This window comes from Cupriavidus sp. GA3-3, from assembly GCF_000389805.1.
Classification (GTDB): Bacteria; Pseudomonadota; Gammaproteobacteria; order Burkholderiales; family Burkholderiaceae; genus Cupriavidus; species Cupriavidus necator_D.
The window spans coordinates 69,847-93,848 of sequence record NZ_KB944478.1 but is presented as its reverse complement, the minus strand read 5'-3'; the positions used below and the strand labels follow the sequence as shown (position 1 = coordinate 93,848).

Here is a 24,002-nt window from a genome sequence, read left to right as displayed (position 1 = left end):
ATTCCCTGGCCGCCGCCGTTTTTGTATCGAAATCTGCCTGGCAATTGCCTTCCGGGCTGAGTTCGCAGATCATTGTGCGGAATTTCCTGTCCGCCATCTTTCATGCGCCTGATCTCGCTGCTGTTGTTTGTGCTGCTGCTTGCCATCCAGTACCCGCTCTGGCTGGGCAAGGGCGGCTGGCTGCGCGTGTGGGACCTGAACCGGCAACTGACCGAGCAGGGCACCCGCAACCAGACGCTCAAGCTGCGCAACGCCAAGCTGGAAGGGGAAGTCGCCGACCTGCAGGACGGCACCGGCGCGATCGAGGAACGTGCCCGCTATGAGTTGGGCATGGTGAGGGAAGGCGAGGTCTTCGTGCAGTTTGTCGCGCCGGCGCCCAAGGTCAGCGCGACGCCGCCGTTGCCGCCGCCGGCGAATTCGGTCGCCGGAAGAGGCGGCCACTAAGGGGCGCCTTGCCTCTCGCTGTCGGTGGGCTTGCATCCAGCCCGCCGCCTGCCTGTCACCACCAGCCGTACGGATAACCGCCCCAGCCCCAGCCGGGCATGCCGACGCTGACGCCGCCGCCCCAGTGGCCACCACCCCATCCCCCGTAATACAGGTTCCAGCTGGTGTTCGGATAGCCATAAGCCGCGCGCGCGGCCGCGGCCTGCTGGTCGAGCGCGATCGCGGCGGCCTGCTCGCGCAGTATCTGCTGGTTCAGCGTGTCGAGCTTCTGCTTGTCGTCGGCGGTCAGCGGCGCTGGCGGGATGGCGTTGGGCGCCAGCCGCGCCGTGGGCGGCGAGCCGTTGACGTCGCGCGGCAGCTCTGCGCAGCCGGCGGCCAGCAGTAGTGCGACGATCGTGGCGCAGGCGGCAAGGCCGCGCAGCACGGCCGGCACGATGGCGGGAGATTCAGGCAGGGAGGGGGTGGCTCGGGCGGACATGGCTGTTCTCAGGCGCGCTTGGGGCAGCTGGATGCTGCCATCGTACAGCCGTTGGACAGGACGGCAAGGCGGTTGTTTCCGCCGTGCCGCCCCGCGCCTGCCGCTCAGTGGTGCTGGTGCGCGCCGGCACCGGCGCCGGTGGCGATATGGGTGGCCGAGAACAGCTGGGCGCAGTCGACCGGATCAAACTCATAGCGCAGGCCGCAGAAGTCGCAGTGGATCTCGACCTGGCCGCGCTCGGCGATGATGCCTTCGATCTCTTCCTGGCCCAGCGACTGCAGCATGCCGGCCACCTTGGGGCGCGAGCAGGAGCAATGGAAATGCGGCGTCAGCGGCTCAAACACGCGCAGGCCGGCGGCCTGCAGGTCTTCCCAGAACAGGCGGCGCAGCAGGGTGTCGGGGGTCTCGGCCAGCAGTTCGTCGGCCTTGAGCGTGGCGCCCAGCTGCACGGCACGGTCCCAGGTGTCCAGGTCCTGCGCGCGGGCATGGCTGGCCAGCGGCGCGCCGGTCTCGCCGACTTCCGCGGTGCCGCCGTAGGCCGGCAGCTTCTGCAGCAGCATGCCGGCGGCGACGTGGTCGTCCGCCGCCAGCCACAGGCGCGTGTCGAGCTGCTCGGACGCCTGCATGTAGTGCTCCAGCACGGCGCTGATCGAGGCCAGCGGGCCGTGCGCGTCGGCCAGCGGCACGATGCCCTGGTACGCCTGCTGGCCCGGCAGCTTGTCCTTCGGATCCAGCGTGATGGCAAAGCGGCCGTGGCCGTGGGCGTTGACCATCTGCGCCAGCGTGGCATCGTCGGCGATGTGCGCGCCCTCGGCCAGCTTGGCGGTGGCGCGCATCGACAGGTCGGACAGGCATTCCACCACCAGCATGCGCACCGGGCCGTCGCCGTGCAGCTGCATCACCAGCGCCCCGTTGAACTTCAGGTTGGCCGACAGCAGCGCCGCGGCGGCCATCATCTCGCCCAGCAGCCGGCGCACCGGTGCGGGGTAGCTGTGGCGGCCCAGCACTTCTTGCCAGGTGGCTTCCATGCGCACCAGCTCGCCGCGCACGGGAGCCGCGTCGAACAGGAATTTCTGCAGGGTGTCGGGGGTGGTGGTATCGGTCACAATAATCTGTCGATGATTCGGTAAGTGCCGCCGCGGTCGTCAGCCGATCCGCTTGAGCTGTTGCTTGTACATGGCCTGCCGGGTGGCGTAGGTCTCGGCGTTGCGGTACAGGTTGGCGACGTCGGCGTCGGTCAGCTGGCGCACCACCTTGGCCGGCGCGCCCAGGATCAGCGAGCGGTCCGGGAAGACCTTGCCCTCGGTCACCACGGCACCGGCGCCGACCAGGCATTCCTTGCCGATCACGGCGCGGTTCAGCACCACGGCCTGGATCCCGATGAGCGAGCCTTCGCCTACGGTGCAGCCATGCAGCATGGCCTGGTGGCCGATCGAGACCTTGTCGCCCAGGGTCAGCGGGCAGCCCGGGTCGGTATGCAGCACCGAGCCTTCCTGGATGTTGGTGTCCTCGCCCACCACGATCGGTTCGTTGTCGCCGCGGATCACGACACCGGGCCAGGCGCTGGCGCGGGACTTGAGGGTCACGTTGCCGATGACGGTGGCTTCGGGGGCCACGTAGGCATCGCTGTCGATATTGGGCTTGACGTCGCCGAGCTGGTAAAGCGCCATGGGGTCTCCTGCACGAAAGGCTTTTGTTGAAGTGGGGGTTGCCGCCGGACTTTAAAGGGCCAGGGTGGAGTGCGGGCGCGCGGCGCCACGGCGACTGCGCGGCTTGCCCGGCAGTCGGGCACCGGCCAGGCCCTACAATGGCGGCAGACCCGGATTTTACGCTCATGCCAGAAAAAACACCCGCCGCCGCCTTGCCCGAACCGTCACTTTCGCCGCGCCACCAGGCGCTGGCGGTGTTGTGCATGACGGATCCTCGGGAAAAGTCCGTGGCGGTGCGGGCACTTTACCGCCATGTGACGACATTGCCGGACGAGGCGCTTGCCGCCGGCGAGGCGATCCAGGCCGATGCCGGCCAGGCCATCCCCGGCCGCCCCGCGCGGCCGCCGCTGGTGGCGCCGCAGGACGTCGAGCGGCGCCGCTCGCTGCATACCCCGGCCGGGCGCGCGGCGATGATCCATGCGCTGTGCCATATCGAGTTCAATGCCATCAACCTGGCACTGGACGCGGCCTGGCGCTTCGCCGGCATGCCGCCCGGCTACTACCGCGACTGGCTGCGCGTGGCCGATGAAGAGGCGTACCACTTCTCGCTGCTGGCCGACCACCTTGGCACGCTGGGCGCGGCCTACGGCGACTTCCCTGCCCACAACAGCCTGTGGGAGATGACCGACAAGACCGCCGGCGACGTGCTTGCGCGCATGGCGCTGGTGCCGCGCACGCTGGAGGCGCGCGGGCTCGATGCGTCGCCGCCGGTGCGCGCCAGGCTGGCCGGCGCAGGCGACCACGCCGCCGCGGCCATCATCGACATCATCCTGCGCGACGAGGTCGGCCACGTCGCCATCGGCAACCACTGGTACCGCTGGCTGTGCGCGCAGCGCGGCCTGGACCCCGTTGCCACCTACGCGCAGCTGGCCGGGCAGTACCGCGCGCCGAAGCTGCGCGGGCCGTTCAATCTCGATGCGCGGCGCGCTGCGGGCTTCGATGAAGAGGAACTGGCCTGGCTGGAGGCATCGGCCGGTTAGTGCTGCCGCCCAGTGCCTCAGCCGCGCGGCGGAAAGCCATGCTTGCGCGCCGACCAGACCGCCAGCCAGGTTGCGGCGAGCAGCGCAGCCAGCACGGGCGGGAATGCGCCGATCCCGAAGCCATCGAGCAGCAGCCCGCCGATGACGCCGCCGCCGGCGATGGCAATGTTCCAGGCCGTGACCAGCATCGACTGGGCCACGTCCGCGGATTTGCCGGCGGTCTTCGCCAGCGCCGTCTGGAACAGCGTTGAGACGCCGCCGAAGCCCAGGCCCCAGATCGCGGCCGCGGCATAGACCACGGCCGGGTGCCCGCCCCCGGCCCCAAGCGCCAGCACCGCAAGCCCGAACAGCAGCGTGCTGGCCAGCGTCAGCGCCCGCAGCCACTGGTCGATCAGCACGCCGGTGATCCAGATGCCGGCGAGCGAGGCCACGCCGAACACGAACAGGACCAGGTCAAGCCGTGCCCCGGCGTTGCCGGCTCGCAGGAACGGCGCGATATAGGTGTAGAGGATGTTGTGCGCCAGCACGAAGGCGAGCGTCACGAACAGCACCGGACGCACGCCCGGCACGGTGAACACGCGCGCGATCGGCAGCCGCTGGCCGGCGGGCTGGCCGGCAAAATCCGGCACGCTCGCCAGCACCCAGGCAATCAGTCCCAGCGTCAGCACGCTGATGATGCCGAAGCACGCGCGCCAGCCCATGAGCGCACCGAGGAAGGTCCCGGATGGCACGCCCAGCGACAAGGCCAGGGGGATGCCAACCATTGCGACAGCAATGGCCCGGCCCTTGAGGTGATCGGGAACCATGCGCGCGGCATAGCCAGCCAGCAGCGCCCACAGCAGGCCGGCCGAGACCCCCGCAACGAAGCGCGCCGCCATCGTCAGGACATAGCTGCCGGACCAGGCCGTCACGGCGTTGGCGACGGCAAAGCCCGCGATCGCAAGGAGCAGCAGCGGCCTTCGCCGCAGCCCTTGCGTGGCCGCCGTCAGCGGCATGGCGGCCACCAGTGAACCGAAGGCGTAGATGGTGACGAGCTGGCCGGCAAGCGGCTCGGAGATGGCAAGGCCCGCGCCGATCTGCGGCAGCAGCCCTGCCGGCAAGGCCTCGGTCAGGACGGTGATGAAGCCTGCGACGGCAAGCGCAAGCAGTGCCGGAAGCGGTAGCCGCGCAGGCCGCGTGTCCGGCTGTGCATCGTTCGCAAGCGTGTTGGTGGCTGTGGTCATGTTGGCGCCTGGATAAGGACTGATGTGTTGCTTGGATGGTTACGCGGCTGTGGGGGCGACACCGTAGACCGCGTCGCGCAGGTCGGTGACAAAGCGGCCGGACATGCCCTCGTACAGCGTGTTGGTGAACGCCACCACGCTCAGCCCCTGGCTGCGGTCGACGAACCAGGCGTGGCCGTAGGCCCCGCCCCAGCGCCAGGTGCCGGTGGCTTCCGGCGAGCCCGCCCGGCGCGGATCGCGCAGCACCGAGAAGCCCAGCCCGAAGCCGGTTCCCGGCGCATCGGGCAGGTCCAGGCCGCCGGTCTGGTCGAGCGCCATGTCCTCGACCAGGGCGGATGGCAGCAGCGCGCCGCCGCCCTGGCGCAAGCTCTCCAGCAGGCACAGGAAGTCTTGCGCCGTGCCCGCCATGCCCGCCCCGCCGGAGGGGAAGGCCCGCGCATTGAAGATGCGTGCGGGACTGTAGGGAATGCCAACCGTGCCTTCGAGCACGGGCACGGTTTCGCCTTCGCGCAGGCGGTGCGGGTGCGGGCTGTCGTTCACGTACGGGGTCGGCACGCGGTGCACGTCGTGTGCCACGAAGCCGGTGTCGGCCATGCCCAGCGGGCCGGTCACCAGCTGCCGCACTGCGGTGTCCAGCGGCGTGCCATGGACGCGCTCGATCAGCGCGCCCAGCACGTCGGTCGCGAGCGAGTAGCCCCACGCGGTACCCGGTTCGTACAGCAAGGGCACGCTGGCGATGCGCCGCAGGTTCTCCGCCAGGCTGATGGTGGCGTCGTCCATGCCGTCGGAGACGCCGGCGCGGGCATAGGGTCCGTCTTCGCCAGACTCGAAGAAGCGATAGCCCAGCCCCGCGGTATGGCTGAGCAGTTGCCGCGCCGTGATACGTGCCGGTCGGCCATCGGCCAGGCGCGGGCGGAATTCAGGCAGCCAGCGGTCGATACCCTGGTCAAGCTCGAGCCGGCCTTGTGCGACCAGCACCAGTGCCGCCACGGAGACGATCGGCTTGCTTACCGAAGCCAGCCGGAAGACCGCATCCATGCGCATCGGCTGTCCGCTTTCCCGATCGGCCAGGCCTGCCGCCTGCCGGTGGACCAGTTCGCCGTCACGGCTGACCAGCACGACGGCGCCGACCAGTCGCCGTTGCTCCAGCGCCTGCCGGACCACGGCGTCGATGCGCGCACTCACGGGCGCGGGGAATGCAGGGGACACGCCCGGGGGCGGTGCAATCGTGGGGAGGGACACAGCGAATCCTTGTTCAATGAACGACCCGCTCACGATAAGGACCCGGCCATTAAAGAAAAAGTGGGCTACAGTTCCTTTTTCTCCGGAACTTTGTGTCCGCAATCGGGGGCATCATGGACAGCCTCAGTGGCTTCGCAGTGTTTGTGCAGGTGGCCGAGACCCGCAGTTTTGTCGCGGCGGGGCGCTTGCTTGGGGTGTCGGCCTCCGCCGTCGGCAAGAGCGTGGCGCGGCTGGAAGAAAGGCTCGGCGTACGGCTGTTCCACCGCAGCACGCGCAGCGTGACGCTGACCGCCGAAGGCACGCTGTTCCTGGAGCGCAGCCGCCGCGTGCTCGCCGAGATCGAAGCGGCGGAGCTGGAGCTGGCCGAAGCCACCGCGGCACCGCGCGGCCGCCTGCGGGTGAGCCTGCCGCTGGTCAGTTCACTGGTCTTGCCCGTGCTGGGCGACTTCATGCGCGCGTATCCGGACATCGAGCTGGACCTGGATTTCACCGACCAGCTGGTCGATGTCATCGAGGAGGGCTTCGATGCGGTGGTCCGCACCGGCGAGCCCGCCGACTCGCGCCTGTCGGCACGCAGGCTGGGTGCGTTCCAGGCGATGCTGGTGGCATCGCCCGACTACCTCGCGCAGCGTGGCACGCCGAAGCTGCCTGCCGACCTGGCCGGCCATGCCTGCCTGCATTACCGTTTCCCGCACACCGGCAAGCTCGAGGCCTGGCCGCTGCGGCGCGCGCCGGGCGAGCCCGAGCTGGCGCTGCCGACATCGATGATCTGCAACAACATCGAGACGCGCCTGTGTTTTGCGCTGCGCGGCCTGGGCATTGCCTGCCTGCCGGATTTCGCCATCCGCGAGCAGCTCGCCGATGGCAGCCTGTGCCAGGTACTGGCTGGCCATGTGGGGCCAGCCAAGGCCTTTCACGTGCTCTGGCCGGCGAGCAGGCATCCCTCGCCCAAGGTGAGGGCGCTGGTCGATTTCCTCTGCGAGCGGGTCTTTCCTGCCTAGGCGCGCTTGCCCGCGCGCTCTTCCTCCAGCAAGCGCAGCACGCGCCGCTGGATCTTGCCGGTGGTGGTCATCGGCAGCTGGTCGATGAATTCGATCGCCTTCGGGTATTCATACGGCGCCAGCTGGCCGCGCACATGCGCCTGCAGCTCCGTGACCAGCGCCGCGTCGCCGTCGAACGAGCGCGCCACCGACGGTGTCAGCACCACGAAGGCCTTGACCACGGCGCCGCGCTCGGGGTCGGGCGAGGGCACCACGGCGCAGTTGGACACCGCCGGATGCTTGAGCAGGCAGTTCTCGATCTCGCTCGGCCCGATGCGGTAGCCCGAGGACTTGAACACATCGTCGGCACGCCCCTGGTACCACAGGTAGCCATCGGCATCGACGCGCGCCAGGTCGCCGGTGCGGCACCAGCGCAGGCCGTCGCGCTCGGCGTACTTGCCCGCGGTGGCGGCTTCGTTCTTCCAGTAGCCGAGGAAGAACACCGGGTCCGGATGCCCGGCGCTGTCGGTGGCGCATACCGCGACCTCGCCGTCCTCGCCCGGCGCGCAGGGCTGGCCTTCGTCGTCGATCACCTGCACGCGGTGGCCCGGATAGGGACGCCCCATCGAGCCCGGTCGTGCCGGCCAGCCCAGCTGCTTGTCGTCGTTCTGCGCGGTGCAGTTGCCGACGATGTAGTTGATCTCGGTCTGGCCGAACATCTCGTTGACGATCACGCCCAGCGCATCGCGGCACCAGCCGAACACGGTCTCGCCCACGGCCTCGCCGGCGCTCATCAGCGCACGCAGCCTGATGTCGTAGCGCTGCCGCGGCTCGGGGCAGGCCTTCATCATCTGCTTGAGCGCGGTCGGGAACAGGAAGGTGTTGGTGACGGCGTAGCGCTCCAGCAGCTCGAAGGCGCGCTCGGCGGAGAAGCGGCCCTGGTAGCCGACGATGGGCTTGCCGAAATACAGCGCCGGCATCAGCGCATCCCACAGGCCGCCGGTCCAGGCCCAGTCGGCCGGGCTCCAGAACACGTCGTCGTCCTGCGGATACCAGTTCTGCGAGCAGACAAAGCCGGTCAGGTTGCCGATCAGCGCGCGGTGCGGGATCAGCGCGCCCTTGGGCGGGCCGGTGGTGCCGCTGGTGTAGATCAGCACCGCGGCCTCGTCGGCCTTGGTCTGCTCGGCGACAAAAGTCGGCAGCTGCGCGGCCAGCAGCACGTCCCAGTCGTGGTCGCCGCGGCCATGCGCGCCGCCGGCGGCAATCACGGTGGCCAGCGTCGGGCATTCCGGGCGCGCGGCCAGCACATTGTCGATGGAAGTCTCGTCCGCGATCGCCACATTGGCTTCGCTGTGTGCGATACGGTAGGCCAGCGCCTCGGGCCCGAACAGCATCGACAGCGGCATGGCGATGGCGCCGAGCTGGTAGATCGCCATATGCGCGATCACGGTCTCGATCCGCTGCGGCATCACGATTGCCACGCGGTCGCCGCGCGCCACGCCCAGTGCGCGCAGCGCCGCCGACAGGCGGTTGGCTTCGGCCTGGATATGGGCAAAGGTATGCGCGTTGCGGCGGCCGTCCTCATGCTCGGTATAGACCGCGATGCGGTCCATCGTGGCCGGGTCGCGCGCCCAGCGCCCGCAGCAGGCCTCGGCGATATTGAAATGCGGGGGGATTTCCCAGCGGAAGGATTCATACAGGGCGCGATAGTCGTCGCGCCGGCTTGCCGGCAACGCAGCTGCGGCCATCCAAGGTCTCCGGTAGGTCCGGCTCGCGCGGCCACGGGGCCCCCGGAATGGCGGCGGCCGCTATAATGCGCGCAAGCGAACGATCGTTCTATTTTGCGTGGGCTTCCCTCGCCAGCCCCCGTGGCGCCGCGCCCGGCGGCAGGAAGACCCGCGCGCAAGGGTAGAGACAATGACAATCAAGGAAACCTCGCGGTCTGAATTTATCACGTTGCGCGGACTGCGCTACCACGTGCGCCACTGGGGCCAGCCCGGCGCGCGCAAGCTGTTCATGCTGCATGGCTGGATGGACGTGTCCGCGTCGTTCCAGTTCCTGGTCGACCACCTGCGCGGCGACTGGCATGTGATTGCGCCGGACTGGCGCGGGTTTGGCGAGAGCGACTGGCCCACGCGCTACCCGGGCACGCAGTCGTACTGGTTCGCCGACTATATCGCCGACCTGGAGGCCTTGCTCGACCACTATGAGCCCGACGGCCAGGTCGACCTGGTCGGCCACAGCATGGGCGCCAACGTGATCTGCCTGTATGCCGGCATCCGCCCGCAGCGCGTGCGCCGCGTGGTGGACCTGGAGGGCTTCGGTATGACGGCGACGCGGCCGGTGCATGCGCCGAAGCGCTATGCGCGCTGGCTCGACGAACTGCGCACCGGCTCGGCGCTGAAGACGTATGACAGCGTGGACGGCGTTGCCGCCCGGCTGCAGAAGACCAACCCGCGCTTGCCCGACGACCGTGCCGCCTTCCTGGCCGCGCACTGGTCGCGCTGCAATGCGGAGGGCCGCTGGGAGATCCTGGGAGATCCGGCGCACAAGCTGGTCAACCCGATGCTGTACCGGCTCGATGAGGTGATGGCGATCTGGGAGCAGGTCAGCGCGCCAGTGCTGCATGTGGAAGCGCGCGATTCTGAAACGCTGCGCAATATCGCCCACAAGCAGGCCATCGACGAATTCAAGGAGCGCTTCCGCGCCTTCCGCGACTTCCGTGAAGCCGTGGTCGATGATGCCGGCCACATGCTGCATCACGACCAGCCCGCGGCGGTGGCGGAGCTGGTGGAATCGTTCTGTAGCGCGGTGTGAGCGCTGGCGCCGCCGCTCAGGCGTGCGTCAGCTTTTCCTTCAGCGCGGCATTGTTGCTGGTGTGCACGTGCACCAGCGCCTTTTCCGGGAAGGCGTAGTGGTAGGCGCGGCGCAACGCCAGCGCGGCCTCGTGGAAGCCTGACAGGATCAGCTTCTGCTTGTTGGTGTAGTAGGCGATATCGCCCGCGGCAAAGATGCCGCGGCGCGAGCTTTCATAAGTGGTGGTGTCGACCAGGATGCGGCCGGCGCGCATGTCCATGTCCCACTGCGCGATCGGGCCCGGCTCGGACACCAGGCCGTACAGCGCCACCAGTTCATCGGCGGGCAGCACCGTGCTGCCGTCGCGGGTGCGCACCTCGACCTCGGTCAGCGGGCCGTCCTGGCCTTCGGTGCGCAGGGCGCCGAGCATGCCGACCACGAAATCCATCTCGCCGGCCGCCACTGCCTCGCGCATTTCCGCGACGGTGCCGTCGGCCGCGCGGAAGCCTTCGCGCCGGTGCAGCAGAGTCACGCGCGCGGCCACCTTGCGCAGCGCGAGCGCCCAGTCCAGCGCCGAGTCGCCGCCGCCGGCCACCACCACGCGCTTGCCGGCAAAGCGCGACACATCACGCACGGCGTAGTGCACGTGGCGGCCTTCCAGTGCCGGCGCTTCCGGCAGCGATACACGCTGCGGCGCAAACGCGCCCGCGCCGGCGCAGATCAGCACCGCAGAGACATCGAAGCGCTTGCCGCCGTCAGTGGTGACCAGCAGGCGCTCATGGGCGGCATGCCCGTCAGGTGCCGGCTGCCGCGGGATTTCGGACAGGCTCTCCGCGCGCTGGCCGAAGTGCATCGGGAAAGCGAACGGCGCGCATTGCTCCAGCAACCGGTCGACCAGGTCTTGCGCCAGGCAGCCCGGCACGGCGGGGATGTCGTAGATCGGTTTTTCGGGATAGAGCTCGGTGCACTGGCCGCCGGCCCGGTCGAGCACATCGATCAGCTCGCATCTGAGGCCGAGCACGCCGGCCTGGAACGCGGCAAAGAGCCCGACCGGGCCGGCGCCCACGATCAGGACATCGGTGGTGGTGACGGGGGTTGGTGCGAGAGGGGTAGCGGTGGACATTGGGCATGGCGGGCACGCCAGGTGCCCGCAAAAAGACGGTGCAAGGCCCGACTATACCCCGCACATCGCCCGTTTCCGCCCACGCCAGCGTTGCCGGCAGGGCTTTGGCATGGCTTTCCAGGGGGCGCCGGCGTCACGCATGGAGGGGGCGACGGGAGTAGAATGGCCCCATGCAAAACGCCCACGCCATCAATGCCGACCTGCATTGCCATTCCACCGTGTCCGACGGCACGCTGGCGCCGCGCGCCATCGCGGAAATCGCCCGCGACGCGGGTGTCGCGTTCTGGGCCCTGACCGACCACGACGAACTGGGCGGGCAGGCCGAGGCGCGTGCCGCGGCCGAGGAATTCGGCATGCGCTATGTGCCGGGCGTGGAGATCTCGGTGACCTGGGCCGGGCAGACCGTGCATATCGTCGGCCTGCAGATCGACCCGCACTGCCCGGAACTGATCGACGGCCTGACCGATACCCGCTCGGGCCGCGCGCGCCGCGCGCGCGATATTGCCGACGCGCTGGCAAAAGTGGGCATCACAGGCGCCTATGAAGGGGCGCTGCAGCACGTGGGCAACCCGGACCTGATCTCGCGCACGCACTTTGCGCGTTGGCTGGTCGACCAGGGCCGTTGCGCCACCGTGGGCGAGGTCTTCAGCGAGTACCTGTCGGAAGGCCGCCCCGGCTATGTCGGCCACCGCTGGGCCAGCCTGGCCGACGCAGTCGGCTGGATCCGCACCGCCGGCGGCATCGCCGTGATGGCGCACCCGGGCCGCTACAATTACACCGATACCCAGCACGACGCGCTGTTCGATGAATTCACCGCCCTGGGCGGTGGCGCCGTCGAGGTCGTGACTGGCAGCCACACGCCCGACCAGTACCGCCGCTATGCCGCGGTGGCCCGCCACTACGGGCTGCTGGCCTCGCGTGGCTCGGACTTCCACGGCCCTGGCGAAGGGCGCGTTGAGCTGGGCAAGCTGCCGCCGCTGCCGTCGACGGTGACGCCGGTCTGGCACGACTGGTAGATGCAAGCCCGGCCTGGCCGGGGTACCCCCCAGATTCCGCTCCGATCTGTCCGAATCCGCCACCCTGGTCCATGTCACAGTACTTCGAGATCCATCCGCTCAATCCGCAGTCGCGCTTGGTCAAGCAGGCCGCCCAGATCCTGCAGAAGGGCGGCCTGATTGCGCTGCCGACCGATTCCAGCTATGCGCTGGCCTGCCGGCTCGACGACAAGGCCGCCGTCGAGCGCCTGCGCCGGCTGCGCGGCATCGATGACCGCCACCACCTGACGCTGATGTGCCGCGACCTGTCCGAGCTCGGCAACTTTGCGCGCGTCGACAACCGGCAGTACCGCTGGCTCAAGGGCGCCACGCCGGGCCCGTACGTGTTCATCCTGGAGGCGACCAAGGAGGTGCCGCGGCGGCTGTCGCACCCGGCGCGCAAGACCATCGGCGTGCGCGTGCCTGAACACGCGATTCCGCTGGCGCTGCTGGGCGAGACCGGCGAGCCGCTGATCTCGGCCACGCTGCAGATGCCGGGCGACGAAGAGCCGCTCAACGACCCGGCGGAAATCCGCGCGCGGCTGGAGAAGCAGCTTGATCTGGTGGTGTGCGGCGGCCCGGCGCCGGCGCAGCCGACCACGGTGATCGACCTGACCGGCGGCGAGCCCGAGCTGATCCGCGCGGGCCGCGGCGACGTCGGGCGCTTCGGGCTCTGACTTCCCCGGGCGCTGCCACCCCGCCTGGCGGGTGCACGAGCGTGCGCCTGGGCGGCGCCGGGCCGTTACAATAGGGGCCATGGATTCCTCCCTTATCCAGACCTTCGCGGTCTATGCCCTGCCGGTGCTGTTCGCCATCACGCTGCATGAGGCCTCGCATGGCTACGTGGCCAAGCTTTTCGGCGACGACACGGCCTATGCGCTCGGGCGCGTCAGCCTGAACCCGATCCGCCATATCGATCCGATCGGCACCATCGCGGTGCCGCTGCTGCTCTACATCATGACCAGCGGCCAGTTCGTGTTCGGCTATGCCAAGCCGGTGCCGGTGGCGTTCGAGCGCCTGCGCAACCCGCGCTGGCACGGCATGTGGGTGGCGCTGGCCGGGCCGGCCAGCAATGTGGTGCAGGCCTTCGTCTGGGTGCTGCTGGCCATCGGCCTGACCTGGGGCGGCGTGCGCGAGCCGTTTTTCGGCGAGATGGCGCTGGCGGGCGTGCGCGTCAACCTGGTGGTGGCGGCCTTCAACCTGTTCCCGGTGCCGCCGCTGGACGGCGGCCGCGTGCTGACCGCGCTGCTGCCGCAGGGCATTGCCCGCGCGGTGTCGCGCATCGAGCCGTACGGCATCTTCGTGGTGCTGGCGCTGGTGGCCGCGGGCGTGATCACCACGATCTGGATGACGCCGGTGGTCAATGTGCTGATGTCGCTGATCGAGCTGATGCTGCGCCCGATCGTGATGCTGCTGCATTGACGTGCAGGGGAACGCCATGACGCTATCGCATGCCGGGCTTTCGGCGCCATCCCCCTGGGTTGCCCGCTGGGCCCGCCTGCTGCGCCCCGGCGCGCGGGTGCTGGACCTGGCCTGCGGCAGCGGCCGCCATGCCGCCTGGCTGGCGGCACGCGGCCACACGGTGCTGGCCGTCGACCGCGACGGCGAGGCCATCGCCGGCCTGCCGGCCGGCGTGACCGGCCGGGTGGCCGACCTGGAGCAGGGCGCCTGGCCGCTGGCCGGCGAGGCGCCGTTCGACGCCATCGTCGTCACCAACTACCTGCACCGGCCGCTGTGGCCGCACCTGGCGGCGGCACTGGCGCCCGGCGGCATGTGGATTTATGAAACCTTTGCCGCGGGCAATGAAACCGTCGGCAAGCCGTCGCGGCCGGATTTCCTGCTGCGGCCGGGCGAATTGCTCGAAGTGGCGCGACAGCATGGCCTGCGCGTAGTCGCCTATGAGGATGGCCTGGTCGAAGTGCCGAAAACAGCCTTCGTGCAGCGGATATGTGCGGTGCGCGAGGCGGCTGGCGGCGCCGATGCGCCCGCGCCGGCACGCTACCGGCTCGACGCCTGAGCCAGGCACGGCGCTGTCGGCGAGAATGCCGCTGCACACGTTGAAACAGTTGGTATCAACCCCTGTCCGGGCGGCGGTCGAGGCGGCCTGCGGTTCCGGTACAATCCCCTTATTCGCATCCCGAATTCCTTAACGTTATGACACAGATTACCGGCAGCATTGTCGCCATCGTTACCCCGATGCATGAAGACGGCAGCCTGGACTTCCCGGCCCTGCGCGCACTGGTCGACTGGCACGTGGCCGAAGGCACCGACGGCATCGTGATCGTGGGCACCACCGGCGAGTCCCCGACGGTTTCCGTCGAGGAGCACTGCGAACTGATCCGCGTTGCCGTGGAACAGGCCGGCAAGCGCATCCCGATCATCGCGGGCACCGGCGGCAACTCCACCAAGGAGGCCATCGAGCTGACCGCCTTCGCCAAGAAGGTGGGCGCCGATGCGTCGCTGCAGGTCGTGCCGTACTACAACAAGCCGACCCAGGAAGGCATGTACCGGCATTTCCGCACCATCGCCGAAGCGGTGGAGCTGCCGGTGCTGCTGTACAACGTGCCGGGCCGTACGGTCGCGGACATGAACAACGAGACCATCCTGCGCCTGGCGCAGGTGCCGGGCATCGTCGGCGTCAAGGAGGCGACGGGCAATATCGACCGCGCCGCGCAGCTGATCAAGGACGCGCCGGAAGGCTTTGCCATCTACAGCGGCGATGACCCCACCGCGGTTGCGCTGATCCTGCTGGGCGGCCACGGTAATATCTCGGTCACCGCCAACGTGGCACCGCGCAAGATGCACGAGATGTGCGTCGCGGCGCTCAAGGGCGACGTCGTCACCGCGCGCCGCCTGCACATGGAGCTGATCGGGCTGAACAAGGCCATGTTCATCGAGGCCAACCCGATCCCGGTCAAGTGGGCGCTCCAGCAGATGGGCAGGATGGAAGGCGGTATCCGCCTGCCGCTGACCCCTCTATCCGAGGCCAACCACGACTATGTACGCAAGGCACTGGCCGCCGCCGGCCTGCTGGCCTGATCTTTCGCGGCGTCCTGCTGTCGCACCACCTACTAGGATTGCGTGTCAATGAAACTGAAGCTTAACCGCCGCGGCGCGACGCAAGTCCGCCGCGCCGCCCTGGTTGTGCCCGTGCTCGCCGCTGGCGTGATCACCGGCTGCAGCAGCATCAACGAAGCGATGCAGCCGGACAAGATCGACTACAAGTCGTCGGCCTCGAAGCGCACGCCTACGCTGGATATCCCGCCCGACCTGACCAAGCTGGAGGGCGATCGCCGCTATTCGGTGCCCGATGCGAACGGCACCTCGACGCTGTCGACGTACAGCCAGGCCACCAAGGTGCGCGAGCAGTCCCCGAGCGAGAACGTGCTGCCCTCCGCCCAGGGTATCCGCATGGAGCGCGACGGCAACCAGCGCTGGCTGGTGATCAGCAACGGCATGCGCGGCGACCAGCTGTGGCAGCAGCTGCGCGGCTTCTGGCAGGAAAGCGGTTTCCTGCTGGTGCAGGACTCGCCCGAGACCGGCATCATGGAAACCGACTGGGCCGAGAACCGCGCCAAGATCCCGCAGGACATCATCCGCAACACCATTGGCAAGGTCTTCGACGGCCTGTACTCGACCTCGGAGCGCGACAAGTTCCGCACCCGCGTCGAGCGTTCGCAGAACGGCACGCTGGAGGTCTTCATCAGCCACCGCGGTGCGCAGGAGCAGCTGACCGGCATCGACAAGTCGAGCACGGTCTGGACCCCGCGTCCGGCCGATCCTGAGCTGGAAGCCGAATTCCTGTCGCGCCTGGCCCAGCGCCTGGGCGTGCAGAAGGAACAAGCCGACCGCATGGCCAAGAACCCGGCGGCGGCGGGCAATGCCGCAGCCGCTGCGGGCACGGCCGCCGCTGCTGGCGCTGCTGCTGGTGCCGATGGCGCCGCGCCGGCCAAGTCGTACCTGTCCCAGGTCAACGGCGCTCCGGCGCTGCAGCTGCCCGAACCGTTCGACCGCGCCTGGCGCTCGGTCGGCCTGTCGCTGGACCGCGTGAACTTCACGGTTGAAGACCGCGACCGCGGCCAGGGCCTGTACTACGTGCGCTATGTCGACCCGCGCACCGTTGCCGACAGCCGTGGCTTCTTCTCCAAGCTGTTCACCAAGCCGGAAGATTCCAAGACCGCCAAGAAGTATCGCGTGTCGCTCAAGGGCACGGGCAGCGGCACGCTGGTGACGGTGCTCAACGATGCCGGCCAGCCTGAGAACGGCGAAATCGGCAAGCGCATCCTGTCGCTGATCGACGAGCAACTGCACTGAGCCGGCGCATGACTGCTGGCATGCCAGCCGGCCGTCCTGGCCGGTGTCTGGCGGGGAGGGCGCGGCCATGATGCGCTTCGCCTTCCTCGGCAGCGGCAGCGAGGGCAACTCGCTGCTGATCGAATCCCGCGAAGACACCACCACCACGCGCGTGCTGCTCGACTGCGGCTTCGGCATCCGCGAGACCGCGCGGCGCCTGGAGCGCCTGGGCGTCGCGCCGGACCAGCTCGACGCCGTGCTGGTGACGCACGAGCATGGCGACCACGTCGGCTCGGCCTACGCCTTTGCCGCCCGCCACCGCCTGGCGGTGTATACCAGCCACGGCACCTGGCTGGCGACCTCGCACCTGCGCGGCGCCGATGCGGCCGACGTGCGCGTCTGCGGCGCCGACCATGCCTTTGCCATCGGCGGACTGCAGGTGCTGCCGTACACCGTGCCGCACGATGCGCGCGAGCCGCTGCAGTTCGTCTTGTCGGACGGGCAGGCAAGGCTGGGTGTGTTGACCGATGCAGGCATGGAGACGCCTTACGTGACGGCGCGCCTGGCAGGCGTGGATGCGCTGGTGCTGGAATGCAACCATGACCGCGAGATGCTGCGCAATTCGGTCTATCCGGCTTCGCTGAAGCGGCGCATCGGCGGGGACTTCGGCCACCTGGCCAATGAAGTGGCGGCCAGTATCCTGGCGCAAGTTGCCCATGCCGGCCTGAACCGCGTGGTCGCGGCCCACCTCAGCAAGCAGAACAATACGCGTGAGCTGGCAACGGGGGCGCTGGCAATGGCATTGGGTGCGTTGCCGTCCGAGGTGCTGGTGGCAGACCAGGACGAGGGCCTGGACTGGCAGGCGGTGCGCGCCTGAGGGATGCGTAGATTCGGCAGGGCGCAGTGCGGTAGCAGCGCCCAAATAAAAAAACCGGCCCGAAGGCCGGTTTTTTCATCGGTCAGGAACCGATTACTGCTTGGCAGCCGGAGCCGAAGCGTCAGCAGCCGGAGCCGAAGCGTCAGCAGCCGGAGCAGCAGCAGCCGGAGCGGCCGGGGCTTCAGCAGCGGGAGCCGAAGCTTCAGCGGCCGGAGCGGCAGCAGCCGGAGCAGCCGTGTCAGCGGCCGGAGCGGCAGCTTCTTCCTTCTTGCCGCAAGCGGCGAGAGCAACAGCGGCCAGCAGCGATGCGATCAGGAGAGACTTCTTCATTGTTCGTCCTTTAACTTGTAATAACGGAAAACAGGCGATGAATAATTACCGGTAATTATCGCTCTTGAACTGCAAAATAGAGGCCCTCCCGGGTCCCGATAAATGCAATGGTCCACAGTACTAGCCAGCCAACAATTATATCCGCGTTTTCCCGGCTTGTGTAGCGCCGAAATTTACTGATTCGCAATGTTACGTATTATTACAGCCGCGGGCCCAATTGCAGCCATCCTTCCAGCGTCCAGTGATGGAAAGTTTCCATCAGATCGGGTAGGTCCGCGCAAGCCGCAACATCTTCGCTACTAAGCTGCCGATAATCGGCCAACTTTTTCAGCCATTGCATCAGTTCGGCCGGCGGCTCGTAGGCTTCTCCATTGAGGAAGAAATTCGCGCGGTCGTAAAGCGCAATCGATGCTGATGGCAGTACCACACCATGGCGGGCCGCCAGTGTCGCATAACGGCGCAACGGCATGTCGGGTATCTCTGCAAATTCAACGCCAGGTTTGGGTTCTGACAGATGGCTGCCGAGGAATTCGGACACCATCTGGCTATTCCATTGCAACGCCTTGAGCCGCTCGGCGACTGCCTTGGCCATGCCGGCGGGTAACTGCGCGGGCCGCGTGGCGGCGCGCTCGCCGGCGTCGGCATAACGGCCGCCGAGGTCTTCATTGTCTTCGACCGTTTCAGACAGCCAGGCCAGGAAATGCCCGGCCAGCTCGCGGTAGGCCGGCGCGCGGAAGCCGATCGAGCAGGTCATGCATTCGCCTTCGGCAATGCCATCGTGCGCATATTGCGGCGGCAGGTAGAGCATGTCGCCGGGTTCGAGCACCCATTCCTGTTCCGCGTTGAAGTCGGCGAGGATCTTCAGCGGCATGTCCGGGATCAGCTCAAGGCTGGTCTGCGACGAAATGCGCCAGCGGCGCCGGCCCGAGACTTGCAGCAGGAACACGTCGTAGGAGTCGAAATGCGGGCCCACGCCGCCGCCGTCGGTGGCGTAGCTGATCATCAGGTCGTCCAGGCGCGCGTCCGGCACGAAACGGAAGCGGCCCATCAGTTCCGCCGCGGCGGCGTCATGCAGATTTACCCCTTGCACCAGCAGGGTCCACTGGCGGGCCTTGACGCCGGGCAGGTTTTCGCGCGCAAATGGGCCATGCGCGAGTTTCCAGCGGTTACGGAAGTGCGTCACCAGGCGCGATTCGACGTCATCGCTGTCGGCCAGGTCGAAAAGAGCCTCGCGCGACACAGGCGGCACGATTCCGGGTACTGCCTGTCGAATCAGCAGGGGCTTGCGATGCCAGATATCCCGCATGAATGCAGCAGGCGTCATGCCACCAAGCAGGTCGAGCGGAGTGTCTGGATCGACGGGGCCAGGGGGCAGGGCCTGCGCGTATAATGCGGAATCGTTCATGGAGTCAAGAATTGAAAATCGCTAAGAATACTGTGGTGTCCGTGATGTACAAGCTGTCGGACGCGCAAGGCAATCTGATCGAGGAGTCAGATGAAGCCATGGTTTATTTGCACGGCGGGTATGATGGCACGTTCCCCAAGATCGAGGAAGCGCTCGACGGTCATGACGCGGGCTTCGAGACCCAGTTGCAGCTGGAGCCGGAAGACGCGTTCGGCGACTATGACGCCGATATGGTGAAGGTCGAGCCGCGCAACCGCTTCCCCGAGCCGCTGGAAGTCGGCATGCAGTTCGAAGGCATGCCCGAAGATGGCGACGAAGAGGACTCCGTCATCTACACCGTGACCGACGTGGCCGAGGACAAGGTCGTGCTGGATGGCAACCATCCGCTGGCCGGCATGGCGCTGCGCTTCTGGCTGAAGGTCTCCGAAGTCCGCGAGGCCACCGCCGAGGAAATCGAGCACGGCCACGCCCATGGCGCCTCGGGCGTTGAAGTCGTCGATGAGGATGAGGACGACGACACGCCGCGCACGCTGCACTGATCGCGCTGCACGGTTCGTATTCCGCACCCCAGGAAAAAGCCGGCCGCAGCCGGCTTTTTCGTTGTCGGGCCGGCGAGCGGTCTCAGCGCGGTGCCGGTGCGTCCTTGAGCATGACCGCGAACGGTGAGGCCGCGCCCGGCGTGATCACCAGTTCGGCCCATTGCGAGACCGTGTTGGCGGGCAGTGACACACGCGTGAAGTTCTGCATGACCTTGCCGGCCGCATCGCGCAGCGGCTTGTCGATGCCGAAGCCGTTGTCCGCCCCGTTGGCCCCGTTCCCGCCCGCATGCACCAGCAGCACCTGGCCGCGGAAACGACCGGCCAGCTCGCGCAGCTGGCGCTTGAATTCCAGGTAGCCGTCGCGGGTGCGGTGGCGCATGAAGCCGTCCAGCAGCGTCGGGCGGCCTTTCTTCTCCCAGCCGTTGGCAAAATGCGGGTCGGCGTGGACCACCACCACGATGCCGTTCAGGTCGCGTTGCCGCGCCACCGAGAACGCGCGCGCCAGCCACTGGCGGTTGGCCTCGCGCCGGTCCTCGAACTCGCCATTGCGCCCGCCTTCGTCGCGGTAGTGGTTGTTGTCACCCGGCAGGTTCATGCCGACGAGCAGGATATCGGCCACCTCCATGCGCATGTTCTCGCGGAAGCTGCGGAACAGCGCCTGGTCCGACTGCCGGTGCAGCGGTCGCGGATGCCGGCCGAGCGTGGCGTCCTCGGGGAAGAACAGCTCACGCAGCCGGTTCAGGCGCTCGACCGCGTCAAAGCCGCCGTTGACCGGCAGCCGGCATTCGGACCAGTCGGTCTCGCCGGGCACGTAGACCAGCGGCAGCGGCGACTGGTCCAGCAATTGCTGGCGGTTGCCCAGCACCGCATCGCTGCACGACTCCGTATCGCCCTTGATGCCGCCGGCATGAATGACCAGGTCCAGCTTGCGCTCGCCGAAGTAGTCGAGCAGTGCCGCCGCGTTGGCCTCCGCGGCCGGCCACTGGGGCAGGTCGGCGATCAGCGCGATGCGCGTCAGCTTTGGCCTGGCCGGTGCCTTGCCGGCGCGGCCCGCGGGCGCGGCCGATGCCATGCCGGCCGTGCAAAGCAGCGGCAGCAGCATGGCAAGCAGGGCACGGCGTGCAGCGTTCATGCGGCGTCGAGCGCCTCGCCTGCCAGTGCCTTGAGCCGGTACAGCGCCTCCAGCGCTGCGCGCGGCGTCAGGGTGTCGGGATCCAGGTTGGCCAGCGCATCGACCAGCGCGGCCTGTTCGGGTGCGAGCGTGGGTGCCAGCGGCGCGGGCACGGCCGACGGGGCAGCGCCGAAGTCGTCCTCGTCGTCATCCGGCGTTGGCGGTGCCGCGAACAGGTCCAGCTGCGGCGTGGGCGTGGCGTCGGCCGATTGCTGCTCCAGCCAGGCCAGGTGCTTGCGCGCGGCGCGGATCACCGGCTGCGGCACGCCGGCCAGCTGCGCTACCTGCAGGCCGTAGCTCTGGCTGGCGGGGCCGTCCTGCACTGCGTGCAGGAAGACAATGCCATCGCCATGCTCGACCGCCGACAGGTGCACGTTGGCTGCCTGCGGAAACTCTTGCGGCAGCTGCGTCAGCTCGAAGTAATGCGTGGCGAAGAGGGTATGGCTGCGGTTGTGCGACAGCAGGTGACGCGCGATCGCCCAGGCCAGCGCCAGCCCGTCGAAGGTCGACGTGCCGCGCCCGATCTCGTCCATCAGCACCAGCGAAGCCGGGGTCGCGTGGTGCAGGATGCCGGCGGCCTCGGTCATCTCGACCATGAAGGTGGAGCGGCCGCCCGCGAGGTCATCGGCGGCGCCGATGCGGGTAAAGATGCGGTCGATCGGCCCGATCACCGCGCGCCGCGCCGGCACGTAGGCGCCGACACAGGCCAGCAGCACGATCAGCGCGGTCTGGCGCATGAAGGTCGACTTGCCGCCCATGTTCGGGCCGGTGATCAGCAAGAGCTTGCGCGCTTCGTTGAGCTGGCAGTCGTTGGCGATGAACGCCACCGACTCGGCCGCGAGTTGGCCTTCGACCACCGGGTGGCGGCCCTGCACGATGTCGACCACGTTCTCGGCGACGCGCTCAGGCGCGGACCAGTCCAGCGTCTGCGCGCGCTCGGCCAGTGCCGTCAGCACGTCCAGGCGCGCCAGCGCGCCCGCCACCCGCTGCAACTCGCCGATGTGCGGCAGCAGCGCCTGCAGCAGGCCGTCGTAGAGCTGCTTCTCGCGCGCGAGCGCGCGGTCCTGCGCCGACAGCGCCTTGTCTTCGAAGGCCTTCAGCTCAGGCGTGATGTAGCGCTCGGCATTCTTCAGCGTCTGGCGGCGGCGGTAGTCGTCGGGCACCTTGTCGGCCTGGCCGTTGGTGACCTCGATATAGAAGCCATGCACGCGGTTGAACTCGACGCGCAGGTTGGCAATGCCGGTACGGGCGCGTTCGCGCGTTTCCAGGTCGATCAGGAACTGGCCGCAGTTCTCGGAGATGTCGCGCAGTTCATCCAGTCCGGCATCGTAGCCGCGCGCGATCACGCCGCCGTCGCGCACCACGGTGGCCGGCTCTTCGGCCACGGCGCGCACCAGCAGGTCCAGGCAGTCCTGCGGCACGGCCAGGTCGTGCAGGGTCTGCGCCAGCAAGGTGCTGCCCTGGTCATCGCGGATGCAGGCCTGCACGTCCGGCAGCGCGCGCAAGGTGTCGCGCAGCGAGGACAGGTCGCGCGGCCGCGCATTGAGCAGCGCCAGCCGCGAGGTGATGCGCTCGACGTCGGCCAGCCGGCGCAGCGCCGTGCGCAGGGCATCGGTGCCCTGGTCGATCAGCACGCCGATGGCCTGCTGGCGTGCCTGCGGCAGCGCCGGGTCGCGCAGCGGGTGGTGCAGCCAGTGGCGCAGCGCGCGGCTGCCCATGGCCGTGCAGCAGGTGTCCAGCAGCGAGAACAGCGTCGGCGACTCGCCGCCGCGCAGGGTCTCGGTCAGTTCCAGGTTGCGCCGCGTGGCGGAATCCAGGCCGACGTACTCCGATTCGCGCTCGACCTTCACGCCCTGCACATGGCGCAACGACTGGCCCTGCGTGGTGGCCGCGTAGTTCAGCAGCGCGCCGGCCGCGCCCAGCGCGGCACCCAGCCCGGCACAGCCGAACGGGTGCAGGCTGGCCACGCCCAGCTGCTCGCGCAGCCGGCGCGTGCCGGCGTCCTGGTCGAAATGCCATTCGGGCAGGCGGGTACGCGCGCACGCCAGCGCGGGCAGCTCGATGCCATCGGCATACAGCAGCTCGGCCGGGCGGATGCGCTCCAGCTCGCGGCCCAGCTGCGCTGCTTCGCATTCCATCAGGCGCAGCTCGCCGCTGGCCAGGTTCAGCCATGCCAGCCCGGTCTTGCTGACGCCGCGGCGCGTGGTCTGCTGGTGCACCGCCATCAGGAAGGTATCGGCCTTGTCCGGCAGCAGCGCGGCGTCGGTGAGCGTGCCCGGGGTGACGATGCGCACCACCTTGCGCTCCACCGGCCCCTTGCTGGTGGCCGGGTCGCCGATCTGCTCGCAGATCGCCACGGATTCGCCCAGCTTCACCAGGCGCGCCAGGTACTGGTCCGCCGAGTGGAAGGGGATGCCGGCCATGCGGATCGGCACCCCATTGGAGGCGCCGCGCGCGGTCAGCGTGATGTCGAGCAGGCGCGCGGCCTTTTCGGCATCGTCGTGGAAGAGTTCGTAGAAGTCACCCATGCGGTAGAACAGCAGGGTGTCGGGGTGGTCTGCCTTGATGCGCAGGTATTGCTGCATCATTGGCGTGTGGCGGCTTGCGGCCGAATCTGCCTGCGCCTGTTCCGGGTCGGTTTTCTTCTGCAATCCCATTGCCATTCAGCCTGTCTGGCGGTGGGCCTGCGTGATGCCGCCCGCTCCGCTCGGATCGCCGCCTTGCGCAAGCCGGATAGCGGCCGCGCGGGGCGTCCGGGCGGTCATCCGACGGCCTGGGGCCGGGGCGCGAAGGGGCGTTTTCGAATATGGACGATATGGTACAGCACGGGGCAGCGGTTGCCGCGCCGCGCGGGCCGGATCCGGCCCGGCGGCGGGGTCAGCGGCGTGCCGTCAGCGGAACACCAGCACCGGCACGTCGCTGTGTGTCAGTACCTTCTGCGTCTCGCTGCCCAGCAGCAGCCCGCTGATTCCCTTGCGGCCGTGCGAGGCCATGAAGATGACGTCGCAACCGAGGTCCCGCGCGGCGTTGATGATGCCGTGATACGGGGCGCTGGCGGCCGAGACGTGGCCCGCGCAGGGGACGCCGGCCATTGCCGCCGCGGCCTCGATCTTGACCAGTTCCTGGCGCGCCAGTGCTTCCACGCGTTGCTGGAACACTTCGCGCCGCTCATGGGTGCTGTCGCTGCCCACCATGTAGGGGTAGGTCTCCACGCACATGTAGGGCGTCAGGCGCGCGGAGGCGGTGCGGGCAAACTGGATGGCGGCGGACACGGCCTTGTGGGAAAGCTCGGAACCGTCGACGGGCAGCAGGATGTGCTTGAACATAGGGGCCTTGGTAAAGGGAAAACGGAAGAAGTGCGGGAGTAGGGGGCGAAGT

Annotated in this window: 24 protein-coding genes; 12 read left to right on the top strand and 12 right to left on the bottom strand. The window is 68.5% G+C overall.

Going from position 1 to position 24,002, the window contains the following annotated elements:
- The first annotated feature begins 102 nt into the window (after positions 1–102).
- Positions 103–444 carry a cell division protein FtsB gene (ftsB, locus tag C265_RS14235; RefSeq protein WP_010808995.1) on the top strand — a complete coding sequence of 114 codons (342 nt, stop codon included), beginning with the start codon at positions 103–105 and terminating at the stop codon, positions 442–444.
- Between the two features lie 55 nt (positions 445–499).
- On the opposite strand, the gene C265_RS14230 is transcribed toward ftsB, so the two are convergent.
- The 3 genes from C265_RS14230 to C265_RS14220 form a co-directional block, all read right to left on the bottom strand.
- Positions 500–922 (bottom strand): hypothetical protein, encoded by a 423-nt coding sequence (locus C265_RS14230; RefSeq protein WP_010808994.1) that lies wholly within the window; start codon positions 920–922, stop codon positions 500–502.
- A gap of 104 nt (positions 923–1,026) precedes the next feature.
- Positions 1,027–2,028 (bottom strand): Hsp33 family molecular chaperone HslO, encoded by a 1,002-nt coding sequence (locus C265_RS14225; RefSeq protein WP_010808993.1) that lies wholly within the window; start codon positions 2,026–2,028, stop codon positions 1,027–1,029.
- A 39-nt stretch (positions 2,029–2,067) separates the two neighbouring features.
- The gene (locus C265_RS14220; RefSeq protein WP_010808992.1) at positions 2,068–2,592 is read right to left on the bottom strand and encodes a gamma carbonic anhydrase family protein; all 525 of its coding nucleotides are present in this window, start codon (positions 2,590–2,592) and stop codon (positions 2,068–2,070) included.
- A gap of 137 nt (positions 2,593–2,729) precedes the next feature.
- Between C265_RS14220 and C265_RS14215 the strand changes: the two genes are divergently transcribed.
- Positions 2,730–3,611, top strand: coding sequence for a ferritin-like domain-containing protein (locus C265_RS14215; RefSeq protein ID WP_081645127.1), 882 nt, complete (start codon positions 2,730–2,732; stop codon positions 3,609–3,611).
- Between the two features lie 17 nt (positions 3,612–3,628).
- On the opposite strand, the gene C265_RS14210 is transcribed toward C265_RS14215, so the two are convergent.
- Complete coding sequence (locus C265_RS14210) at positions 3,629–4,834, bottom strand: MFS transporter (RefSeq protein WP_010808990.1); 1,206 nt, start codon at positions 4,832–4,834, stop codon at positions 3,629–3,631.
- 39 nt (positions 4,835–4,873) lie between these two features.
- On the bottom strand, positions 4,874–6,076 hold the full coding sequence (locus tag C265_RS14205; RefSeq protein WP_037024360.1) for a serine hydrolase: 1,203 nt from the start codon (positions 6,074–6,076) through the stop codon (positions 4,874–4,876).
- Between the two features lie 113 nt (positions 6,077–6,189).
- Between C265_RS14205 and C265_RS14200 the strand changes: the two genes are divergently transcribed.
- Positions 6,190–7,077 (top strand): LysR family transcriptional regulator, encoded by an 888-nt coding sequence (locus tag C265_RS14200; protein WP_010808988.1) that lies wholly within the window; start codon positions 6,190–6,192, stop codon positions 7,075–7,077.
- On the opposite strand, the gene C265_RS14195 is transcribed toward C265_RS14200, so the two are convergent.
- Positions 7,074–8,804 carry an acyl-CoA synthetase gene (locus C265_RS14195; protein WP_010808987.1) on the bottom strand — a complete coding sequence of 577 codons (1,731 nt, stop codon included), beginning with the start codon at positions 8,802–8,804 and terminating at the stop codon, positions 7,074–7,076. The genes C265_RS14200 and C265_RS14195 overlap by 4 nt on opposite strands.
- Before the next feature lie 169 nt (positions 8,805–8,973).
- On the opposite strand from C265_RS14195, the gene C265_RS14190 reads away from it, so the two are divergent.
- A complete protein-coding gene (locus C265_RS14190) occupies positions 8,974–9,873 on the top strand; it encodes an alpha/beta fold hydrolase (RefSeq protein ID WP_010808986.1) in 900 nt (299 codons plus the stop codon).
- 16 nt (positions 9,874–9,889) lie between these two features.
- On the opposite strand, the gene C265_RS14185 is transcribed toward C265_RS14190, so the two are convergent.
- Complete coding sequence (locus tag C265_RS14185) at positions 9,890–10,975, bottom strand: NAD(P)/FAD-dependent oxidoreductase (RefSeq protein ID WP_010808985.1); 1,086 nt, start codon at positions 10,973–10,975, stop codon at positions 9,890–9,892.
- A 170-nt stretch (positions 10,976–11,145) separates the two neighbouring features.
- On the opposite strand from C265_RS14185, the gene C265_RS14180 reads away from it, so the two are divergent.
- The 7 genes from C265_RS14180 to C265_RS14150 all read left to right on the top strand — a co-directional run bounded on the left by C265_RS14180 (position 11,146) and on the right by C265_RS14150 (position 17,179).
- Positions 11,146–11,991 (top strand): 3',5'-nucleoside bisphosphate phosphatase, encoded by an 846-nt coding sequence (locus tag C265_RS14180; RefSeq protein ID WP_010808984.1) that lies wholly within the window; start codon positions 11,146–11,148, stop codon positions 11,989–11,991.
- Positions 11,992–12,062: 71 nt separating this feature from the next.
- On the top strand, positions 12,063–12,686 hold the full coding sequence (locus C265_RS14175; protein ID WP_010808983.1) for an L-threonylcarbamoyladenylate synthase: 624 nt from the start codon (positions 12,063–12,065) through the stop codon (positions 12,684–12,686).
- Between the two features lie 79 nt (positions 12,687–12,765).
- Positions 12,766–13,431, top strand: a complete 666-nt coding sequence (locus tag C265_RS14170) for a site-2 protease family protein (RefSeq protein WP_010808982.1) — start codon at positions 12,766–12,768, stop codon at positions 13,429–13,431.
- 16 nt (positions 13,432–13,447) lie between these two features.
- Entirely contained in the window at positions 13,448–14,026 is a 579-nt protein-coding gene (locus tag C265_RS14165; protein ID WP_010808981.1) for a bifunctional 2-polyprenyl-6-hydroxyphenol methylase/3-demethylubiquinol 3-O-methyltransferase UbiG, read from the top strand.
- A 137-nt stretch (positions 14,027–14,163) separates the two neighbouring features.
- Entirely contained in the window at positions 14,164–15,048 is an 885-nt protein-coding gene (dapA, locus tag C265_RS14160; protein ID WP_010808980.1) for a 4-hydroxy-tetrahydrodipicolinate synthase, read from the top strand.
- Positions 15,049–15,096: 48 nt separating this feature from the next.
- Positions 15,097–16,323: an outer membrane protein assembly factor BamC gene (gene bamC, locus C265_RS14155; protein WP_010808979.1), complete on the top strand. Its 1,227-nt coding sequence runs from the start codon at positions 15,097–15,099 to the stop codon at positions 16,321–16,323.
- Between the two features lie 67 nt (positions 16,324–16,390).
- Positions 16,391–17,179, top strand: a complete 789-nt coding sequence (locus C265_RS14150; RefSeq protein ID WP_010808978.1) for an MBL fold metallo-hydrolase — start codon at positions 16,391–16,393, stop codon at positions 17,177–17,179.
- A gap of 93 nt (positions 17,180–17,272) precedes the next feature.
- On the opposite strand, the gene C265_RS32855 is transcribed toward C265_RS14150, so the two are convergent.
- Together C265_RS32855 and C265_RS14140 are read right to left on the bottom strand one after the other, a co-directional pair.
- Positions 17,273–17,509, bottom strand: a complete 237-nt coding sequence (locus tag C265_RS32855; RefSeq protein WP_037024358.1) for a hypothetical protein — start codon at positions 17,507–17,509, stop codon at positions 17,273–17,275.
- A gap of 199 nt (positions 17,510–17,708) precedes the next feature.
- Positions 17,709–18,914 carry a cupin domain-containing protein gene (locus C265_RS14140; RefSeq protein WP_174549450.1) on the bottom strand — a complete coding sequence of 402 codons (1,206 nt, stop codon included), beginning with the start codon at positions 18,912–18,914 and terminating at the stop codon, positions 17,709–17,711.
- Between the two features lie 11 nt (positions 18,915–18,925).
- On the opposite strand from C265_RS14140, the gene C265_RS14135 reads away from it, so the two are divergent.
- Positions 18,926–19,453, top strand: a complete 528-nt coding sequence (locus C265_RS14135) for a peptidylprolyl isomerase (RefSeq protein WP_026201125.1) — start codon at positions 18,926–18,928, stop codon at positions 19,451–19,453.
- 82 nt (positions 19,454–19,535) lie between these two features.
- Here C265_RS14135 and C265_RS14130 read toward each other — a convergent pair whose 3' ends face one another.
- The 3 genes from C265_RS14130 to C265_RS14120 all read right to left on the bottom strand — a co-directional run bounded on the left by C265_RS14130 (position 19,536) and on the right by C265_RS14120 (position 23,950).
- A complete protein-coding gene (locus tag C265_RS14130; protein ID WP_010808975.1) occupies positions 19,536–20,585 on the bottom strand; it encodes a hypothetical protein in 1,050 nt (349 codons plus the stop codon).
- Positions 20,582–23,281, bottom strand: coding sequence for a DNA mismatch repair protein MutS (gene mutS / locus C265_RS14125; RefSeq protein WP_037024355.1), 2,700 nt, complete (start codon positions 23,279–23,281; stop codon positions 20,582–20,584). Before mutS ends, C265_RS14130 begins: the two co-directional genes overlap by 4 nt.
- A gap of 234 nt (positions 23,282–23,515) precedes the next feature.
- Positions 23,516–23,950, bottom strand: coding sequence for a universal stress protein (locus C265_RS14120; RefSeq protein WP_010808973.1), 435 nt, complete (start codon positions 23,948–23,950; stop codon positions 23,516–23,518).
- Positions 23,951–24,002 lie beyond the last annotated feature (52 nt).

Bases quoted from the DNA above. Each gene is read 5' to 3' on its own strand.
- ftsB (WP_010808995.1), top strand. From the start codon at position 103: ATGCGCCTGATCTCGCTGCTGTTGTTTGTGCTGCTGCTTGCCATCCAG.
- C265_RS14230 (WP_010808994.1), bottom strand. From the start codon at position 922: ATGTCCGCCCGAGCCACCCCCTCCCTGCCTGAATCTCCCGCCATCGTG.
- C265_RS14220 (WP_010808992.1), bottom strand. From the start codon at position 2,592: ATGGCGCTTTACCAGCTCGGCGACGTCAAGCCCAATATCGACAGCGAT.
- C265_RS14215 (WP_081645127.1), top strand. From the start codon at position 2,730: ATGGCGGCAGACCCGGATTTTACGCTCATGCCAGAAAAAACACCCGCC.
- C265_RS14210 (WP_010808990.1), bottom strand. From the start codon at position 4,834: ATGACCACAGCCACCAACACGCTTGCGAACGATGCACAGCCGGACACG.
- C265_RS14200 (WP_010808988.1), top strand. From the start codon at position 6,190: ATGGACAGCCTCAGTGGCTTCGCAGTGTTTGTGCAGGTGGCCGAGACC.
- C265_RS14195 (WP_010808987.1), bottom strand. From the start codon at position 8,804: ATGGCCGCAGCTGCGTTGCCGGCAAGCCGGCGCGACGACTATCGCGCC.
- C265_RS14190 (WP_010808986.1), top strand. From the start codon at position 8,974: ATGACAATCAAGGAAACCTCGCGGTCTGAATTTATCACGTTGCGCGGA.
- C265_RS14185 (WP_010808985.1), bottom strand. From the start codon at position 10,975: ATGTCCACCGCTACCCCTCTCGCACCAACCCCCGTCACCACCACCGAT.
- C265_RS14180 (WP_010808984.1), top strand. From the start codon at position 11,146: ATGCAAAACGCCCACGCCATCAATGCCGACCTGCATTGCCATTCCACC.
- C265_RS14175 (WP_010808983.1), top strand. From the start codon at position 12,063: ATGTCACAGTACTTCGAGATCCATCCGCTCAATCCGCAGTCGCGCTTG.
- C265_RS14170 (WP_010808982.1), top strand. From the start codon at position 12,766: ATGGATTCCTCCCTTATCCAGACCTTCGCGGTCTATGCCCTGCCGGTG.
- C265_RS14165 (WP_010808981.1), top strand. From the start codon at position 13,448: ATGACGCTATCGCATGCCGGGCTTTCGGCGCCATCCCCCTGGGTTGCC.
- dapA (WP_010808980.1), top strand. From the start codon at position 14,164: ATGACACAGATTACCGGCAGCATTGTCGCCATCGTTACCCCGATGCAT.
- bamC (WP_010808979.1), top strand. From the start codon at position 15,097: ATGAAACTGAAGCTTAACCGCCGCGGCGCGACGCAAGTCCGCCGCGCC.
- C265_RS14150 (WP_010808978.1), top strand. From the start codon at position 16,391: ATGATGCGCTTCGCCTTCCTCGGCAGCGGCAGCGAGGGCAACTCGCTG.
- C265_RS32855 (WP_037024358.1), bottom strand. From the start codon at position 17,509: ATGAAGAAGTCTCTCCTGATCGCATCGCTGCTGGCCGCTGTTGCTCTC.
- C265_RS14140 (WP_174549450.1), bottom strand. From the start codon at position 18,914: ATGAACGATTCCGCATTATACGCGCAGGCCCTGCCCCCTGGCCCCGTC.
- C265_RS14130 (WP_010808975.1), bottom strand. From the start codon at position 20,585: ATGAACGCTGCACGCCGTGCCCTGCTTGCCATGCTGCTGCCGCTGCTT.
- mutS (WP_037024355.1), bottom strand. From the start codon at position 23,281: ATGGGATTGCAGAAGAAAACCGACCCGGAACAGGCGCAGGCAGATTCG.
- C265_RS14120 (WP_010808973.1), bottom strand. From the start codon at position 23,950: ATGTTCAAGCACATCCTGCTGCCCGTCGACGGTTCCGAGCTTTCCCAC.